Origin of the sequence: Microbacterium sp. NPDC019599, assembly GCF_040632175.1 — a bacterium.
In the GTDB taxonomy this organism is placed as follows: Bacteria; Actinomycetota; Actinomycetes; order Actinomycetales; family Microbacteriaceae; genus Microbacterium.
In genome coordinates this window covers 398334-411902 of record NZ_JBEYBL010000001.1, presented here as the reverse complement: position 1 = coordinate 411902, position 13569 = coordinate 398334, and the positions used below count along the sequence as shown (strand labels likewise).

Below are 13569 nucleotides of genomic sequence, written 5' to 3'. Positions count from 1 at the left end.
CACCGCCTCCTCGTCGGGCGATCCTCGGTCCATGATCGCGCACCTCTAGACTGGAATCCATGTCCGGGCACTCCAAATGGGCCACCACCAAGCACAAGAAGGCCGTCATCGACGCGCGCCGTGCCAAGTCGTGGGCGAAGCTCATCAAGAACATCGAAGTAGCCGCCAAGCTCGGCGGACCTGACCTTCAGGGCAACCCGACCCTGTTCGACGCCGTCCTCAAGGCGAAGAAGACGTCGGTCCCGAAGGACAACATCGACCGTGCGATCAAGCGCGGCGCCGGCATCGGCGGCGAGTCGGTCGAGTACGCGTCGATCATGTACGAGGGCTACGGTCCCAACGGCGTCGCGCTCATGATCGAGTGCCTCACCGACAACAAGAACCGCGCCGCCGCGGAGGTCCGCACGGCGCTCAGCCGCAACGGCGGCACGCTGGCCGACCCGGGCAGCGTCGCCTACAACTTCACGCGCAAGGGCGTCATCGTCGTCTCGGACGAGGGCACGAGCGAGGACGACGTCATGCTCGCCGTCCTCGAGGCGGGCGCCGAAGAGGTCGAGCCGCACGCCCAGGGCTTCGAAGTCATCACCGAGGCGTCCGACCTCGTGACGGTCCGCTCGGCCCTGCAGGACGCCGGCATCGACTACGAGTCGGCCGACGTCGAGTTCGTGCCGAACCTCAAGGTCGAGATCGACGCCGACACTGCGCGCAAGGTCTTCCGCCTCATCGACGCTCTCGAGGACAGCGACGACGTCCAGAACGTCTACAGCAACTTCGACCTGACCGCCGACGTGCAGGCCGAGCTCGAAGACGACGAGTAGACCGGCGGGATCGCATCGGGCGCCGGGGCGGCGGACACATCCGCAGCCCCGGCGTTCGCGCGTTCCACGGACGGATGCCGTCCGTCGGGCGCGCCTCTGCCCGACGTCGTCGGCCGCCGCCTAGCGTGGGGGAGTGGCTCGCGCACAGGCATCCGTCCGCGTTCTGGGCGTCGACCCCGGACTGACGCGGTGCGGCGTCGGCGTCGTCGACGTAGCGCGCGACCGCTCCGCGACGCTCGTGCACGTCGGGGTGGTGCGCTCCGACCCCGAGCTGCCGATCGAGCGACGCCTCGCCGCGATCGCGGCGGGGCTGCGGCTCGTGCTCGACGAGCACCGGCCCGACGTCGTGGCGGTCGAGCGCGTCTTCGCGCAGCAGAACCGCGGCACCGTCATGGGCACGGCGCAGGCGAGCGGAGTCGCGCTGCTCCTCGCGGCCGAGCGGGGGCTCCCCGCCGAGACCCACACGCCGAGCGAGGTCAAGGCCGCCATCACGGGCTACGGCTCGGCCGACAAGCGGCAGGTGCAGGCGATGGTCGCGCGCATCCTCCGCCTCGACGACCTGCCCAAGCCCGCGGATGCGGCCGACGCGCTGGCCCTCGCCCTGTGCCATGCGTGGCGCACGGGTGCCGCGGCGTCCCCGGTGCGCGCCGGCGTCATGACGCCGGCGCAGCGGGCGTGGCGGGATGCCGAGCGCCTGACACGGCGGTGAGCGGCGGCCGCGTCGCGCGTGTGTCGGTCGAACAAAACTGCGAAACGCTCTTCTAGGCTCGGAGCATGATCTCCTCCGTTCGCGGACGCGTCGTGCATTCCGAGGCCGACTCCGTCGTCGTCGAAGTCGGCGGCGTGGGCCTGGCCGTCGCCGTGCCGCCCCAGCTGGCCCGCACCGCGCACCTCGGGAACGAGCTCCACCTCCACACGACGCTCATCGTCCGCGAGGACGCGCTGTCGCTCTTCGGGTTCGAGACCCACGACGAACTCTCGGCATTCACGCTGCTGCTGGGCGTGACAGGGGTCGGCCCCAAGTCGGCGCTCGGAGTCCTCTCGACCCTGACCGTCGACCAGATCGCCGAGGCCGTCGCGGCCGACGACGATGCGCCGTTCCGCCGCGTCTCCGGCATCGGCCCCAAGACCGCGAAGCTCATCGTCGTCCAGCTGGCCGGCAAGCTCGCGCCCTCGCGCCCTGTCGCGAGCCGGGGGACGGATGCTGTCACCGCCGTGCCGGCTCAGGTGACGCAGGCCCTCATCGGGCTGGGCTGGTCGGAGCGCACGGCCGCGGAGGCCGTGGCATCCGTCGCCGACGAGGCGTCCGAGACCGACCGCGCCTCCGTGCAGGCGCTGCTCCGGCTGACGCTCGCCGTCCTCGGCCCCGCTCGCAAGGAGCCCGCCGGTGGATGACGTGAGAGACGCGGCCGAGCCGGCGGACGAGGTCGAGCTCGCGATCGAGGGAGCCCTCCGCCCCGCGTCGCTCGGCGAGTTCATCGGCCAGCACAAGGTGCGCGGACAGCTGCAGCTGCTGCTGCACGCCGCGCGCCTCCAGCAGCGGCCGCCCGACCACATCCTGTTGTCGGGCCCCCCGGGCCTGGGCAAGACGACTCTCGCGATGATCGTCGCGCACGAGAGCAATCGGCCCCTCCGGCTCTCGAGCGGCCCGGCGATCCAGCACGCAGGCGACCTTGCGGCGCTGCTGTCGAGCCTGACGCCGGGCGAGGTGCTCTTCATCGACGAGATCCACCGCATGGCGCGCTCGGCCGAGGAGATGCTCTACCTCGCGATGGAGGACTTCCGCATCGACATCATGGTCGGCAAGGGCGCCGGGGCCACCAGCATCCCCCTCGATCTGTCGCCCTTCACGCTCGTCGGCGCCACGACGCGGTCCGGCCTCCTGCCGAACCCGCTCCGGGACCGCTTCGGGTTCACGGCCCACCTGGAGTACTACGACCCCGAGGAGCTGGAGCGCGTCGTCGAGCGCTCGGCGCTCATGCTCGGCGTCGCGCTGCCGCCCGAGGCGCGCGCGGAGATCGCCCGCCGATCGCGCGGCACGCCGCGCATCGCCAACCGCCTCCTGCGCCGCGTACGGGACTACCTCATCGTGCACGGCGACGGAGGGAGCGCGGATGTCGCGATCGTCGGCGCGGCCCTCGATCTGTACGACGTCGACTCCATCGGCCTGGATCGACTGGACCGTGCCGTGCTCGACGCCGTCGTGCGCCGATTCCAGGGTGGACCGGTCGGACTCAGCACGCTCGCGGTCACCGTCGGCGAGGAGGCGGAGACGATCGAATCGGTCGTCGAGCCGTACCTCGTGCGGATCGGCTTCCTCGGCAGGACTCCCCGCGGGCGTGTCGCGACACCCGCCGCATACGCTCACCTGGGCGCGCCTCACCCCGACGGGGCGCTGAGATTCGATGACCTATAATCGCTGGAGGCTTTCGCCCACTCTCCTTCTCAAAGGCAGCGCCGCCGAGGCGCGCGCCTGACCCGAAAGGTCTCCCCACCTCCATGGACTTCGCGACGTTCTTCGCCAACTACGGCCTGATCATCCTCCTGGGCGCCCTCCTGATCTTCATGTTCTGGAGCTCCCGCCGGCGGATGCAGAAGCAGAAGGCGGAGCAGGAGGCCAAGGCGCGTCAGACCGTGCCCGGCGCCGAGGTCCTCCTCCAGGGCGGCCTGTACGGCACGATCGTGTCCTACGACCCGGACAACCTCGACCAGCCGGCCGTCGTCGAGATCGCGCCCGGGGTCGACATCAAGGTCCACAGCCAGGCGATCCTGCGCATCGTCGAGCCCGGCGCCGGCGCCGTGACCGAGGACGAGTTCGCCGAGGCCGAGATCGAGGCCGCCGACGCCGAGTACTCCGAGGGCGACGCAGCGACCCCCAAGCCGGTCGAAGGCTCCACCGAGCCGGATGCCGACAACGGCACGGACGCCAAGCCCAAGGCCTGATCCCTCGCCCTTTCCGGGCATTTCAGAAAGCTGACCCTCGTGGCGACATCCACTCCCGTCCGGCATGCCTGGCGTGCGCTGATCGGCCTCCTGGCCATCACCGCCGTCCTGTTCGGCATCAACGCGCTCGGCGTCTATGTGTTCAAGGAGAGCTCGTGGACGCCCGAGCTCGCGCTCGACCTCCAGGGCGGCACGCAGATCATCCTGGAGGCGCAGACCGAGGACGGCGCCGACCCCTCCCAGGAGCAGATGAACCAGGCGGTCACGATCATCCGCCAGCGCGTCGACGCCTCGGGCGTCGGCGAGGCGGAGGTCACGACCGAGGGCGGCAAGAACATCGTCGTCCAGATCCCCGGTGAGGCCGACGAGGAGACCCGTCAGCGCATCGAGGCATCCGCTCAGCTCCAGCTGCGTCCCGTCCTGTATGCGGGCGCTCCGGCGAACACGTTCGTGGGTGAGGACGGCGCCGAGACGCCCTACCCGACCCCGGACCCCACGCTGCAGGCGACGCCCACGACGGCGCCGACCGACGCGAGCGACCTCGCGTGGGTCACGCCCGCGCTGCAGGCCGAGTTCCTCGCCTACGACTGCGCCGATGAGGAGAACGACCCCGCGAGCGAGCCGGCCGATGAGCCGCTCGTCACGTGCAGCGTCGACGGGGCGGTCAAGTACATCCTCGGACCCGTCGAGCTCGACGGCTCCTCGATCTCGGACGCGACGTTCGGCCTGCAGCAGCAGAACGGCGTCTGGGCGGTCAACCTCGTGTTCGACGCCGAAGGCACCGAGACGTTCGGCGACATCAGCCAGCGCCTCTACGGCGCGCAGTCCCCGCTCGACCAGTTCGCGTTCGTGCTCGACGGCTATGTCCTGTCGGCTCCCGCCATGCAGGGCGTCATCCTCGACGGCAAGCCGTCGATCACGGGCGACTTCACGCAGGAGACCGCGAAGGTCCTCGCCGACCAGCTCAAGTACGGTGCCCTGCCGCTCAGCTTCGAGGTCGTCAGCGCCGACACCATCTCGGCGACCCTCGGCTCGCAGCAGCTGCAGATCGGCCTCATCGCGGGCCTCATCGGTCTCGCGCTCGTCGCCATCTACTCGCTCATCGTCTACCGCGCTCTGGGCTTCGTGATCATCGCGTCGCTCATCGTGATGGGCATCCTGACCTACATCACGATCTGCATCCTGGCGTGGCGAATGGGCTTCCGCCTGTCGCTCGCCGGTGTCGCGGGTCTCATCGTCTCGATCGGCTTCACCGCCGATTCGTTCATCGTGTACTTCGAGCGCATCCGCGACGAGCTGCGCGACGGCAAGTCCATCACGGGCGCCGTCGAGGACGGCTGGAGCCGCGCGAAGCGCACGATCTACATCTCGAAGTCGATCAACATCCTCGCGGCCGTCGTGCTCTACATCCTCGCCGACGCGACGGTGAAGGGCTTCGCGTTCACGCTCGGCCTCACGACCGTGATCGACGTCCTGATCTTCATCCTCTTCACACACCCCGTGATGCAGCTCCTGGCCCGTACGAAGTTCTTCGGGTCGGGACATCCCCTCTCCGGCATGGATCCCGAGGCGCTCGGCGCGGTCTATCGCGGCCGCGCGCAGTTCCGCGCTCCCGTCGCGTCGGGCGGCAAGACCCAGGCGGACCGCCGCGCGTCGCGCTCGCGCAGCGAGGCGGAGCGTCGCCAGACGATCGCCGAGCGCAAGCAGGCTGAGCTCGCGGCATCCGAGGGTGCCAAGACGACGACGGCAGTGAAAGACAAACCGGCCACGACGGGCAAGAAGGGAGACGACTGATGCGCTCCATGAGTCAGCTCGGCAACGACCTCTACACGGGCAAGACCTCCTTCCCGTTCGTCGGCCGGCGCAACCTGTGGTTCATCATCGCGGCGGTCCTCGTGATCGGGTCGGTGCTGGTGCCCTTCTTCCGCCCCGTCCAGTTCTCGATCGAGTTCACCGGCGGCTCGCAGTTCACCGTGTCGGGCGTCTCCAGCCCCGATCAGGACGTCGCGACCGAGGCGGTCCACTCCGTGGTTCCGGATGCCGCGACCAAGGTCACGACGATCGGCCAGGACACCATCCGCGTCCAGACCGACCAGATGACGGCGAACGAGACGCGTCAGGTCTCGGGCGCCCTGGCGGAGGCCTACGAGGTGCCGCAGAGCGAGGTCACGTCCTCGTTCATCGGACCGAGCTGGGGAGCGGACGTCACCAGGACCTCCCTGTGGGGTCTCGTGATCTTCCTCGTCCTGACGTTCGTGATCCTGGCGCTGTACTTCCGAACATGGAAGATGTCCGCGGCCGCGATCATCGGCCTCATCGACGTCCTGATCATCACGGTCGGCGTGTACGCGCTCTTCGGCTTCGAGATCTCGCCCGCCGCGATCATCGGCTTCCTGACGATCCTGTCGTACGCCCTGTACGACACGACTGTCGTGTTCGACAAGATCAGGGAGAACACGAGCGAAGACGGGGAAGTGTCGGGCCGTACGTTCGGCGAGTCGGTCAACCTCGCGGTCAACCAGACGCTCGTGCGATCGATCAACACGACGGTCGTCGCGGTGCTGCCGACGGGTGCGATCCTCTTCATCGGCGCATTCGCGCTCGGTGCGGAGACGCTGACCGACATCTCGCTGTCGATCTTCGTCGGCACGATCGTGGCGGCCTACTCGACGATCTTCGTCGCGGCGCCCCTGTACTCGCTGCTGCGTGAGAACGAGCCGGGCATCAAGGCGCGCGACGAGCGCGTCCTCGTCGTGCGGGAGCGTGCCGGCGCCCCGGCCTGAGCGGCCGCGGATCCCGCGGGCGTAGGATTGACGGATCCAGGCGAGGGGAGTCGACCGGCATGACCGAGACCGTCCCCGCGTCTGCCGCCTCCACTTCGCAATCCTCGTCGCTCCGCCGCCTCGTCCCGCGGATCTTCTCGCGGTCGGCACGCCGTGACGATGTGGAGCAGCTGCTCCGGACGGTGCGCACGCACCATCCGAAGGGCGATCTCACCATCGTCGAGCGGGCCTACACGGTGGCCGAGCGCGCGCACTCCGGGCAGACCCGTCAGAGCGGCGAGCCGTACATCACGCACCCGCTCGCCGTCGCGCAGATCCTCGCCGACCTGGGGCTCGGCCCCCGGGCGATCGCCGCGGCGCTGCTGCACGACACCGTCGAGGACACCGACTACTCGCTCGACCAGCTGACGGCCGACTTCGGCGACGAGGTCGCGATGCTCGTCGACGGCGTCACGAAGCTCGACAAGGTCAAGTACGGCGAGAGCGCCCAGGCCGAGACGGTCCGCAAGATGATCGTGGCGATGAGCCGCGACATCCGGGTCCTCCTCATCAAGCTCGCCGACCGTCTGCACAACGCGCGCACGTGGGGCTTCGTGCCGCCTGAGAAGGCGCAGAAGAAGGCGACCGAGACCCTCGAGATCTATGCGCCGCTCGCGCACCGCCTCGGCATCCAGACGATCAAGTCCGAACTCGAGGACCTGTCGTTCGCCGTGCTGCACCCCAAGCTGTACGCCGAGATCGAGAGCCTCGTGCGTCAGCGCACGCCGCAGCGCGAGCAGTACGTGCAGAACGTCATCGACGCCGTCGACGCTGACCTGCGGGAGCTGCGCATCCGCGGCCGTGTCATGGGCCGCCCCAAGCAGCTGTACTCCGTGTACCAGAAGATGGTCGTGCGTGGTCGCGAGTTCGACGACATCTACGACCTCATCGGCATCCGGGTCCTCGTCGGCAGCGTACGCGACTGCTATGCCGTCCTCGGCTCCATCCACGCGCGGTGGACTCCGCTTCCCGGCCGCTTCAAGGACTACATCGCGACGCCCAAGTTCAACCTCTACCAGTCGCTGCACACGACGGTCATCGGTCCCGGGGGGCGGACCGTCGAGATCCAGATCCGCACGCACGAGATGCACCAGCAGGCGGAGTACGGCGTCGCGGCGCACTGGAAGTACAAGGAGCAGATGGCGGGCGGCAAGCCCGACGCGAAGTCCGTCGACGCCGACATGGCCTGGCTCGCGCACATCTCGGACTGGCAGGCCGAAACGGCCGACCCCGGCGAGTTCCTCGACTCGCTGCGCTTCGAGATCGGTGCGAAGGAGGTCTACGTCTTCACGCCCAAGGGCCGCGTCATCGGACTCCCGTCCGGCGCGACCCCCGTCGACTTCGCCTACGCCGTCCACACCGAGGTCGGTCACCGCACGATGGGCGCCAAGGTCAACGGACGCCTCGTGCCGCTGGAGTCCGAGCTCAAGAGCGGCGACGTCGTCGAGGTCTTCACCTCGAAGAACCCGGATGCCGGTCCCAGCCAGGACTGGCTGGGCTTCGTCAAGAGCACCAGGGCGCGCAGCAAGATCCGCGGCTGGTTCACGAAGGAGCGCCGCGAGGAGGCCGTCGAGCAGGGCAAGGAGGCCATCGCGCGCGCGATGCGCCGGCAGAACCTGCCGCTCCAGCGCCTCATGAGCCAGGACTCGTTCGCCGAGGTCGCCCAGCAGCTGCGGTACGAGGACGTCTCGGCGCTGTACGCGGCGGTCGGCGAAGGCCACGTCTCGACGCAGTCCGTCATCGAGAAGGTCACGGCGCTGGTCGCGGCGAGCGACACCTCGACGGGCCCCATCGACCTGCCGCAGGTCGGGCGCTCCCGTGCGCCGCGCGGCGGCGACTCGGGCATCCTCGTGCGCGGCGCCCCCGACATCCTCGTCAAGCTCGCCAAGTGCTGCACGCCCGTGCCGGGCGACGAGATCGTCGGCTTCGTGACGCGCGGCAGCGGCGTCTCGGTGCACCGCGGCGACTGCACCAACGTGAAGTCGCTCATGGCCGATCCGGAGCGCCTCATCGACGTCGAGTGGGCGCCCACGACCAAGAGCGTCTTCCTCGTGCAGATCCAGGTCGAGGCGCTCGACCGGTCCGGACTCCTCAGCGACATCACCCGCGTCCTGAGCGAGCACCACGTCAACATCCTGTCGGCGTCCGTGCAGACCACGAACGACCGTCTCGCGCTGAGCCGCTACGTCTTCGAGATGGGCGACACCGTGCACCTCGACCGCGTGCTCAACGCCGTGCGGCGCATCGACGCCGTCTACGACGTCTACCGCGTGACGTCGTCCTGACCCTCGCGGGCCGCCAGGCCCAGCAGGAACGAGACGGCGGCGCGCTTGTGCGGCACGGGCGGGCGGCCGTCGAACCAGCCGACGGCCTCGAGCGCGAGTCCCGGCAGCTCGTCCGCGAGACGGCGCGCGGCCTGGGCGTACTCGTCGTATGGGACGCGGGCGAGATCGGCCAGCGTTCTGCGGGGCGTCGTGACGAGCACGCCGCCGACCCGCCACAGGTCTTCTGACGGGATGCTGGGATCCCGGTAGACGACGCGCCTGCCGATGACGTGATGCAGCCTCTGCGGGACCGCCCGCTGCACCGTGTGCCGTGCCGGCGGCTCATCGAGGCCTCCGTGGATCCACGCCGCGCTCAGATGGGTCGCGGCGAGGCTGTCACCGAGAAGCGTCCGCAGCGAGCCCGCCCGGAGCCCCCGCGTCTCGACGGCGTCGGCGGGGAGGTAGGCCTCGCCGAGCTCGACGACGTCGCCGTCCAGGCGCGCAGCCGACAGCTCCGCGGACGAGAGCCGTTCACCGGGGAAGTAGAGGAAGGGCGAGGTCATCACGGCAGTGTGCCGCACCGACCGCGCGCCCGACGGCCGAATCGGGCCGGGTGTGGAGAACCGACCCCGCGAACTAGCCGCCGAGGGCGCGCAGCCAGCCCTTGCGGGCCTCGAGAGCCTCGGTCGCCTTCGCGATGGCGCTCTTGTCGCCCTTCTTCTGCGCGGCGGCCAGTTCGTCCTCGAGCTTCTCGATCGCCTCGGTCAGCTGGCGCGTCATGTCGTTCGCACGAGCCTTCTGCGCAGGATCGTTGCGCTTCCAGTCTGCGTCCTCGCGCGTGCGAAGAGCCTGCTCGATCTTGCGCAGGTCGTCGTCGAGCCCGCGCTCGGCTTCGCGCGGGAAGATGCGGCCGATCTCGTCCCAGCGGCGCTGGATGCCCGTCAGCAGGGCGCGTGCCTTCGCGATGTCCGACTCGTCCGAGACGGCTTTGGCTTCGTCGAGCAGCGCGCGCTTGGCGGTGATCTTCTCGCGCGAGGCCTCGGCGTCCGCCGTCTCGCGCTCGGCGCGCGCGCCGTAGAGCGCGTCGCCGGCCGCCTTGAAGCGAGCCCACAGGGCGTCGTCGGCCTTCTTGCCGGCGCGTCCGGCGGTCTTCCACTGGTCCAGCAGCGCGCGGTAGGCCGTGATGCCCTCCTCGCCCTTGGGCGCGAGGGCCTCCGCCTTCTCGACGAGGGCGGCCTTGCGGTCGCGGACCGCCTTGTGCGCCTCGTCCAGCTCGGCGTAGAACTCGCGGCGGTGCCGGTCGACTGAGGCACGAGCATCCCGGAATCGCTTCCAGAGCTGCTGCGAGGTCGACTTCGGCAGGCGCGGCCCGTTCTGCTGCTGCGACTGCCACTCGTCGAACAGCGCGCTGAGCTCGGTGGAGGTCTGCTTCCACTGCACGGTCTTGGGGTCGCGGGCGGCGAGCGCCTCGGCGCGCTCGACGAGCTCGGTGCGGGTCTTGATCGCCTCGTCGACGGCTTCGCGCTGGGCGGCGGCCTCGGTCTCGGAGGCCGCCGCGAGCGTCTCGGTGAGCGCCGCGACGCGGGCCTCGAGCGAGGCGAGGTCGCCGACGGCGGCAGCGCCGGAGAGCTTCTCGGTCACGGCCTTCGCGGCCGACCGCAGGTCGGCGGGCGAGGCGCCGCCGCGGCGGTGCCGGACCTCGAGCAGCGTCACTTCGCTCGCGAGATCGGCGTACTTGCGCTCGTAGTACGCGAGCGCCTCCTCGGGCGGACCGTCGGGGAACTGGCCGACGACGCGCCAGGCGTCGCCTTCGCGGACCGAGACGGTTCCGTCGTCATCGACGCGGCCCCAGGGCTCGACGTCGGGAGCGGGCTGCGGAGTGGGGTCTGCTTCGGCAGTCACGATTGCACCTCAATGCGGCTCTCGCCGCGCTGCGGGGGATGGACGGGCACAAGCCTAGTACGCGCGGGCCGCCCGGCTCGGGCGGGCCGGGGCGTCAGGAGGTGGGCGTGGGGGTCGGCGTCCGGGTATCCGTCGGCGACGGCGTGTCGGTCGGCGAGGGAGTCGTCGTGGGCGTGGGCGACATCGACGGAGCAGGCGCTGGGGCGCCGGGACCGACCGTGAAGTACAGCGCCTGCGCGCCGAGGACTCCGAGGATCAGGACGCCGCCGACGATGCCCGCGAGGAGGTTGTCGCGACGCCTGCGTCGCGCCTGGCCCTCGTGCAGCTGCTGCCGGGCCTGGTACACCCGAGCGCGCTCGCGCGACTCTCGTGCTCCGCGGTCTTTGCCACCCGTCGCCACGGGACCTCCCTCGCTCCCCGGGACGCCCCGGGCCGGGATGATCCTACGGGAATGCCGACCCGACGCCGCGCGACCGGCGTCGTCGGGCGTGACTAGCCTGGGACGGTGACCTCCTCCGCCGCGCTCTTCCAGGGGCAGACGCCGCTCGCAGTGCGCATGCGGCCGACGTCGCTCGAGGAGGTCGCGGGACAGTCGCACCTGCTGCGGCGTGGGTCGCCGCTGGTCGCGCTCGCGGATCCGGATGCCGCGACCACGGCGACCTCGGTCATCCTGTGGGGCCCGCCCGGGACGGGCAAGACGACGCTCGCGCAGGCGATCGCGCGCTCCTCGGGGCGGCGGTTCGTCGAGCTGTCGGCCGTGACGGCGGGCGTCCGGGACGTGCGCGAGGTCATGCAGGACGCCCTCACGCAGCGCGACCTGTACGGGCAGTCGACGATCCTCTTCCTCGACGAGATCCACCGCTTCACGAAGGCCCAGCAGGACGCGCTGCTCCCTGGGGTCGAGAACGGCTGGGTCGTCCTCATCGCCGCGACGACCGAGAACCCGTCGTTCTCGGTCATCTCGCCGCTCCTGTCGCGTTCGCTCCTGCTGACTCTCCGGCCGCTCACCGACGAGGATCTCGGGATGCTGGTGGATCGCGCGATCTCGGATCCCCGTGGTCTCGCGGGCGCGGCCGCGCTCGAGCCTGAGGCTCGCGACGCGCTCGTGCGGCTCGCGTCGGGGGATGCGCGCCGAGCGCTGACGGCACTGGAGGCCGCGGCATCCCTGGCCGCCGGCGCCGCCGACGAGGGCGACGGGATCGCGATCACGGCGGATCAGGTCGCGCAGGCCGTCGACCGGGCGCTGCTGCGCTACGACCGCGACGGCGACGAGCACTACGACGTCATCAGCGCCTTCATCAAGTCGATCCGCGGGTCGGACGTCGATGCGGCCATGCACTACCTCGCCCGCATGATCGAAGCGGGGGAGGACCCGCGGTTCATCGCGCGTCGCCTCATCATCTCGGCCGCGGAGGACATCGGACTCGCCGATCCGCAGGCCCTCCCGCTCGCCGTCGCGGCAGCCGACGCCGTGCAGCTCATCGGCATGCCCGAGGGTCGCATCCCGCTCGCGGAGGCGACGGCGTACCTGGCGACGACCGCCAAGTCGAACGCTGCGTACAACGCGATCAACCAGGCGGTCGCCGACGTGCGCGCCGGCGGGTTCGGCCGCGTCCCTCCGCACCTGCGCGACGCCCACTATCCGGGCGCCAAGCGCCTGGGCCACGGCAAGGGCTACCGCTACCCGCACGACAGCGAGATCGGGGTCGTGGCGCAGCAGTACCTGCCCGACGAGCTGCGCGACCGGCGCTACTACGAGCCGACCAACCACGGCCAGGAGCGGGACGTCCAGGCGCGCCTGGAGAAGATCCGCCGCATCCTCGACGGCGGCTCGTGATCCCGTCGTCGGGGGAGAAGGCCCAGGTTCCTGAGTAGGCGGCGCAGCCGCCGTATCGAAGGGCTGATAGACTTGATCGGCTCGAAACCGGGTTTTCGGGCATCCCCTCTCTTCTTGACCGACCTTCTGCTGTGCCCCGGCGTGCACTGCGGACAGGGCGAGGAGGGGGCGATACGTCCGCGAGCCGTGAAAGACACGGCCGCGTCATCGGAAGGAACACTTCGTGGCAACGAAGTCCCAGGACCGCCGCAAGGTCCGCCTGTCGCGCGCGCTCGGCGTCGCGCTGACCCCCAAGGCAGCCAAGTACCTCGAGAAGCGCCCCTACGCGCCGGGTGAGCACGGCCGCACGAAGCGCAAGCAGGACAGCGACTTCGCCGTCCGCCTCCGCGAGAAGCAGCGTCTGCGCGAGCAGTACGGCATCCGCGAGAAGCAGATGCGCAACACGTTCAACGAGGCCCGCCGCAAGGACGGCCTGACGGGTGAGAACCTCGTCGAGCTGCTCGAGATGCGTCTGGACGCCCTCGTGCTGCGTGCCGGCTTCGCCCGCACCACGGCGCAGGCCCGCCAGCTCGTCGTGCACCGTCACATCCTCGTCGACGGCCAGCTCGTCGACCGCCCGTCGTTCCGCGTGAAGCCGGGCCAGCTCATCCATGTCAAGGCCAAGAGCGAAGGCACCGAGCCCTTCCAGGTCGCTGCCGCCGGCGGTCACGCCGAGGTCCTGCCGCCCGTTCCGGGCTACCTCGAGGTCGAGCTCGACAAGCTCCAGGCGCGTCTCGTGCGTCGCCCCAAGCGCGCCGAGGTCCCGGTCGTCTGTGACGTCCAGCTCGTCGTCGAGTACTACGCAGCCCGCTGATACAGCGCGTTTCGTCTCGCTTCGCTCGCTCAACGACCGAAGCTCAGGAGGGCGCCGGGGACACCCGGCGCCCTTCGTCGTTTGCGCATACGATGGATGGATGCCGCGACCGCGGCCGAGGGGTGGTGTC

At 70.2% G+C, this 13569-nt stretch carries 13 protein-coding genes; 10 read left to right on the top strand and 3 right to left on the bottom strand.

Annotated features, from left to right (window positions below; all coding sequences use genetic code 11):
* The first annotated feature begins 59 nt into the window (after positions 1-59).
* The 8 genes from ABZ477_RS01900 (at position 60) to ABZ477_RS01865 (ending at position 8868) form a co-directional block, all read left to right on the top strand.
* Positions 60-818, top strand: coding sequence for a YebC/PmpR family DNA-binding transcriptional regulator (locus ABZ477_RS01900; protein WP_360126998.1), 759 nt, complete (start codon positions 60-62; stop codon positions 816-818).
* Positions 819-951: 133 nt separating this feature from the next.
* Positions 952-1527: a crossover junction endodeoxyribonuclease RuvC gene (gene ruvC, locus ABZ477_RS01895; RefSeq protein ID WP_360126995.1), complete on the top strand. Its 576-nt coding sequence runs from the start codon at positions 952-954 to the stop codon at positions 1525-1527.
* Between the two features lie 65 nt (positions 1528-1592).
* Positions 1593-2213 carry a Holliday junction branch migration protein RuvA gene (gene ruvA, locus ABZ477_RS01890; protein WP_360126992.1) on the top strand — a complete coding sequence of 207 codons (621 nt, stop codon included), beginning with the start codon at positions 1593-1595 and terminating at the stop codon, positions 2211-2213.
* Positions 2206-3234: a Holliday junction branch migration DNA helicase RuvB gene (gene ruvB / locus ABZ477_RS01885; RefSeq protein ID WP_360126990.1), complete on the top strand. Its 1029-nt coding sequence runs from the start codon at positions 2206-2208 to the stop codon at positions 3232-3234. Before ruvA ends, ruvB begins: the two co-directional genes overlap by 8 nt.
* Before the next feature lie 83 nt (positions 3235-3317).
* Complete coding sequence (locus ABZ477_RS01880) at positions 3318-3761, top strand: preprotein translocase subunit YajC (protein WP_360126987.1); 444 nt, start codon at positions 3318-3320, stop codon at positions 3759-3761.
* A gap of 39 nt (positions 3762-3800) precedes the next feature.
* A complete protein-coding gene (gene secD, locus ABZ477_RS01875) occupies positions 3801-5555 on the top strand; it encodes a protein translocase subunit SecD (RefSeq protein ID WP_360126984.1) in 1755 nt (584 codons plus the stop codon).
* Complete coding sequence (secF, locus tag ABZ477_RS01870) at positions 5555-6544, top strand: protein translocase subunit SecF (RefSeq protein WP_360126981.1); 990 nt, start codon at positions 5555-5557, stop codon at positions 6542-6544. The genes secD and secF overlap by 1 nt, the downstream gene beginning before the upstream one ends.
* Before the next feature lie 59 nt (positions 6545-6603).
* Positions 6604-8868: a bifunctional (p)ppGpp synthetase/guanosine-3',5'-bis(diphosphate) 3'-pyrophosphohydrolase gene (locus ABZ477_RS01865; protein ID WP_360126978.1), complete on the top strand. Its 2265-nt coding sequence runs from the start codon at positions 6604-6606 to the stop codon at positions 8866-8868.
* Here ABZ477_RS01865 and ABZ477_RS01860 read toward each other — a convergent pair.
* From ABZ477_RS01860 to ABZ477_RS01850, 3 genes are all read right to left on the bottom strand, one after another.
* Positions 8847-9410, bottom strand: a complete 564-nt coding sequence (locus ABZ477_RS01860; RefSeq protein WP_360126975.1) for a type IV toxin-antitoxin system AbiEi family antitoxin — start codon at positions 9408-9410, stop codon at positions 8847-8849. The two genes, ABZ477_RS01865 and ABZ477_RS01860, sit on opposite strands and share 22 nt — an antisense overlap.
* A 73-nt stretch (positions 9411-9483) precedes the next feature.
* Complete coding sequence (locus ABZ477_RS01855) at positions 9484-10749, bottom strand: DUF349 domain-containing protein (RefSeq protein WP_360126972.1); 1266 nt, start codon at positions 10747-10749, stop codon at positions 9484-9486.
* A gap of 94 nt (positions 10750-10843) precedes the next feature.
* Positions 10844-11149 carry a dioxygenase gene (locus ABZ477_RS01850; RefSeq protein ID WP_360126969.1) on the bottom strand — a complete coding sequence of 102 codons (306 nt, stop codon included), beginning with the start codon at positions 11147-11149 and terminating at the stop codon, positions 10844-10846.
* Between the two features lie 105 nt (positions 11150-11254).
* Between ABZ477_RS01850 and ABZ477_RS01845 the strand changes: the two genes are divergently transcribed.
* Both ABZ477_RS01845 and rpsD read left to right on the top strand, forming a co-directional pair.
* On the top strand, positions 11255-12586 hold the full coding sequence (locus ABZ477_RS01845) for a replication-associated recombination protein A (RefSeq protein ID WP_360126966.1): 1332 nt from the start codon (positions 11255-11257) through the stop codon (positions 12584-12586).
* A 223-nt stretch (positions 12587-12809) separates the two neighbouring features.
* A complete protein-coding gene (rpsD, locus tag ABZ477_RS01840; RefSeq protein ID WP_360126963.1) occupies positions 12810-13439 on the top strand; it encodes a 30S ribosomal protein S4 in 630 nt (209 codons plus the stop codon).
* Positions 13440-13569 lie beyond the last annotated feature (130 nt).

Coding starts and splice junctions, on each gene's coding strand:
- ABZ477_RS01865 (WP_360126978.1), top strand. CDS start 6,604: ATGACCGAGACCGTCCCCGCGTCTGCCGCCTCCACTTCGCAATCCTCG.
- ruvA (WP_360126992.1), top strand. CDS start 1,593: ATGATCTCCTCCGTTCGCGGACGCGTCGTGCATTCCGAGGCCGACTCC.
- secF (WP_360126981.1), top strand. CDS start 5,555: ATGCGCTCCATGAGTCAGCTCGGCAACGACCTCTACACGGGCAAGACC.
- ABZ477_RS01880 (WP_360126987.1), top strand. CDS start 3,318: ATGGACTTCGCGACGTTCTTCGCCAACTACGGCCTGATCATCCTCCTG.
- ABZ477_RS01900 (WP_360126998.1), top strand. CDS start 60: ATGTCCGGGCACTCCAAATGGGCCACCACCAAGCACAAGAAGGCCGTC.
- ABZ477_RS01860 (WP_360126975.1), bottom strand. CDS start 9,410: ATGACCTCGCCCTTCCTCTACTTCCCCGGTGAACGGCTCTCGTCCGCG.